We start from the raw sequence: 694 nt of genomic DNA, 5'->3' as shown, positions 1-694 counted from the left end.
TAATAGATCATCTTTTCCAGATTTTGAAGAAAAAGGATGGAGAGGAAGATTTTCAAAAGCTGTATACGGTTCAAAATCAAAACGATCTAAAATAATTACAGAATTAATTACAAATGGATACTCTTCATTTCAAAAAACATTAGAGAATGTCTCAGATTCTATTGGCGTCAAAATTGATCCAAATGTTACAATGGATATTCATAGAATATTTAGACTTCCGGGTTCATTAAATAGTAAAAGTGGTTTGACAAAAATTTTCTGCTCTGATCTGGCAAAATTTGATCCATATCAAGAAGCTTCCTTTCTAAGCGAAACTCCAATACAGGTAACAGCCAATTGCCCCATCAAGTTTGAGCTAAAAAACAAAAAATTTGGTCCATATTATAATGAAAAAGTGACAATTCCTACTTTTGCTGCAGCATATATGATTTGCAAAAAATTGGCAACCGTCTCTTAAAACTCGTTTATCACACAAATACTACATAATTTTCAAAATAATGCTCAATTTTGAGTTTTTACTGGTAAGACATTAATTTACCAGTCATCAAGAAACTGTGATTTTGTATAGCGCATCCACTGATAAGCAAGCTCCCCCTCCTGACACAGGCAAATTTGTCAGATTAATCATAGTTGCCATTATTGCCATTTCTATACTTGCAGTCGTTGGAAATCAGGCTGTAATATTATCGATGAA

At 32.6% G+C, this 694-nt stretch carries 1 pseudogene; it reads left to right on the top strand.

The features are described 5' to 3' along the window. Window positions 1–457, top strand: a pseudogene (locus BG20_RS04550) (DNA primase small subunit domain-containing protein); the annotation flags it as partial. Window positions 458–694: the final 237 nt, after the last annotated feature.

The sequence above is a fragment of the Candidatus Nitrosarchaeum limnium BG20 genome (assembly GCF_000241145.1).
Lineage (GTDB): Archaea > Thermoproteota > Nitrososphaeria > Nitrososphaerales > Nitrosopumilaceae > Nitrosarchaeum > Nitrosarchaeum limnae.
Note: the sequence above shows the minus strand (reverse complement) of the source record. Positions and strands in the feature narration are given on the sequence as shown.